Source organism: Candidatus Effluviviaceae Genus V sp. (genome assembly GCA_014728125.1).
In the GTDB taxonomy this organism is placed as follows: Bacteria; Joyebacterota; Joyebacteria; order Joyebacterales; family Joyebacteraceae; genus WJMD01.
The window spans coordinates 1-2952 of record WJMD01000070.1; the positions used below are offsets into that span (position 1 = coordinate 1).

A 2952-nucleotide genomic window follows, 5' to 3' on the forward strand; every position below is an offset into this window, starting at 1 on the left:
CGTCCTTCTTCTGGCAGTGGCCTTCTTCACCTACGGGCTCGTCGAGTACCGCCTTCACGTCCGGCGTCTCGGCGCGCTCCCCGTCCGCGTGCATGTCAACGGCACGCGCGGCAAGTCGTCGGTTACACGTCTCATCTCGGCAGGGCTTCGCGAGGGCGGCGTGAGGACGGTCGCGAAGACGACCGGCTCGGCCGCGCGCTACATCGATGCCGACGGGCGTGAGGAGCCGGTGCCGAGGCCGGGCCCCGCCAACATCCGCGAGCAGATCGGCATCGTCGCCCGGGCGGCGGGTGAGCGGGCACACGCGTTCGTCGTGGAGTGCATGGCCATCCGGCCCGATCTCCAGAGGGTCTCGGAGCACCAGCTCGTGCGCTCGACGGTCGGTGTCATCACCAACGTCCGGCCGGACCATCTTGACGTCATGGGACCGACCGTCGACGACGTCGCGGTGGCGCTGGCCGGGACCATTCCGCGGGGCGGCGTCGTCTTCACGTCGGAGCACGACCGGGTCGGTCCTCTCAGGGAGACGGCCGAGAGACTGGGGGCCCAGCTTCGGGAGGTCGGCACGCCGGATGACGCGTCTCTGACCGACGGATTCTCGTACGTCGAGCACGCCGAGAACATCGCCCTCTCGCTCGCCGTCTGTGAGCACCTCGGCGTAGACCGCGAGACCGCCCTCAGAGGGATGCGGGCGGCGAGTCCCGACCCCGGCGCGCTCACCGTCCACCGTTTCCAGACCGAGGGCAAGGAGATCGAGTTCATCAACGCTTTCGCGGCGAACGACCGCGAGTCGACGCGCGCCGTCTGGGAGACGGTCGCGCCCCGGTCGGACCCTGAGAGAAAGGTCGTCGTCATCGTCGGGATGCGGGAGGACCGTCCCGACCGAGCGTTCCAGTTCGGAGAGATCATCGCGGAGGACCTCGACGCGGACCACTTCATCCTCGCCGGTGGCATGACACAGGCGGTCAGGCGGATCGCCCTCTCCAGGGGGCTCGACCAGTCGAAGGTCACCGACCTCGGGGGGCTCGGGGCCTTCGACGTCTACGAGGCGCTCGTCGGTCATGCCGGCAGGCGGACCATCGCCGTCGGCGTCGGGAACATCGGCGGCGTCGGAGGCAGGCTCCTCGAACTCATCCAGGGGGAGAACCAGTGATTCCAGTTGCCATCGGCATCGGGCTCATCATGAGCCTGATCTTCTCGGAGGCGTTCGGGCTGGCGGCGGGAGGCATGGTCGTGCCTGGCTACATCGCGCTGGCGCTCGCCGAGCCCTGGCGGGTGGTCGGCACGGTCGTCGCCGCGGTCCTTACGTACCTGACCGCGAAGATCATGGGGCAGTTCATGCTGCTCTACGGCAAACGCTTCCTGGTCATGGTCATCCTCCTCGGCTTCCTGTACGGACATCTGACGCGCGTCATCTTCGGGAGACCGGAGTTCCCCGAGTTTCTGAGTTTCGAGGCCATCGGCTACATCATCCCGGGGCTCATCGCGTACTGGATGGACCGCCAGGGGGCCTTTGTGACGCTGATGTCGATGCTGATGGCCGCCGTCATGGTGCGGCTCGTTCTGATCCTGACAACGGGAGGGGCGCCCATTGAAGTACCGACCTGGTAGGGTCCACGGGTGGGCGCTGCTGGCGCTCGCCGTCATCGGACTCCTGCTCCTCGGCGTCGTGGAGCGCTCGCGCTCGCCCGAGGCGCAGCCATACTTCCGCGAGAAGATGCAGGCGGCGACGCTGACCCGTGAGGCGCTCGAGGCGATCCGCGAGGTTCGGCTGGGCATGGGCGGCCCCATCGACGTCGTCAACGACCCGAACGACACCGGTCTCATCGGTCCCGAGTTCTCGCTGATCACGACGAGCCGCGGTTCGCACGACGCGAAGCTCCGGGCGCTCGATCCGAACATGGCGGCCGTCTTCGTGCAGCTCCTCGAGCGGGCCGGGGTCGCGGAGGGCGACCTCGTGGCCGTTGGGATGAGCGGTTCGTACCCGCTGCTCAATGCGGCCATGCTCATCTCGATCGAGACGCTCGGCGCCGTCCCCGTGCCGGTGACGTCGGTCGGCTCGTCGATGTGGGGCGCGACCGATCCCGAGCTCACCTGGCTCGACATGGAGGCGATCCTCCTCGACCGCGAGATCATCGAGCACGGCTCGGTAGCGGCGTCGATCGGGGGCGGGGACGACCGCGGACGCGGGCTTCCGCCGAAGGGACGAGAGCTCGCCCGGGAGGCCGCGGAGCGGACGAACGTCCCGCTCATCGAGGAGCCGTCGCTCGACGAGTCGATCGTCAGGAGAATGGAGATCTACGACGAGGCCGCGGGTGATGCGGGGTACGCACTCTACGTCAACGTGGGCGGGGGATTGGGAAGCGTGGGGACCAGCCGGCTCGACGAACTCGTGCGCCCGGGCCTCTCGAGAGTGCTCGGGACGAAGAACTTCCCGCGGCGCGGCGCGCTCGTCCGCATGGCGGACCGCGGCGTCCCGGTCGTTCATGTCCCGTCTGCCGACCCGTTCATCGACCGGTACGGACTGACGATCGACCCCGTTCCGGTCCCCGAGGTCGGCACCGGGGGCATCTTCTATCAGGACCACTACAACGTGCCGCTCGTCGCCGTGCTGGCGGTGCTCTACGGCTTCCTTATCTTCGTCGTGGTGCGTATCGACCTGAAGCACTACCTGTTCAGACGACCGAGATCGGAGGGGTCATGAGACGGACCGTCTCACTGCTGCTCGTCCTCGCCGCCGCGGCGGCGCTCACCTCGGACGCCGCCGCCCTCGACTGGCGCTCCTTCACGCCGACCTCGTACGCGGTCGAGACGCAGATGCTGGTCGACGGCGAGACGTTCACCTACTACCGGCTGACGGCGGACGAGCCGCTCGTCTTCTCTGTCGACGGCCCGACGCGGCTCAAGATCCTGACGCGGTTGAGGCTTCCGAACGACGTCGACGCCGAGAAC

The 2952-nt window shown here is 68.2% G+C and carries 4 protein-coding genes; all 4 read left to right on the forward strand.

Annotated features, from left to right (window positions below; all coding sequences use genetic code 11):
• Positions 1-1153 (forward strand): poly-gamma-glutamate synthase PgsB (pgsB, locus tag GF405_03910; protein ID MBD3367310.1); only part of this gene is annotated, 1153 nt, incomplete at its 5' end.
• Positions 1150-1611: a poly-gamma-glutamate biosynthesis protein PgsC gene (gene pgsC / locus GF405_03915; protein ID MBD3367311.1), complete on the forward strand. Its 462-nt coding sequence runs from the start codon at positions 1150-1152 to the stop codon at positions 1609-1611. The genes pgsB and pgsC, both read left to right, overlap by 4 nt.
• Entirely contained in the window at positions 1592-2704 is a 1113-nt protein-coding gene (pgsW, locus tag GF405_03920) for a poly-gamma-glutamate system protein (GenBank protein MBD3367312.1), read from the forward strand. Before pgsC ends, pgsW begins: the two co-directional genes overlap by 20 nt.
• The coding region (locus GF405_03925; GenBank protein ID MBD3367313.1) for a hypothetical protein at positions 2701-2952 on the forward strand (252 nt) is incomplete at its 3' end. The genes pgsW and GF405_03925, both read left to right, overlap by 4 nt.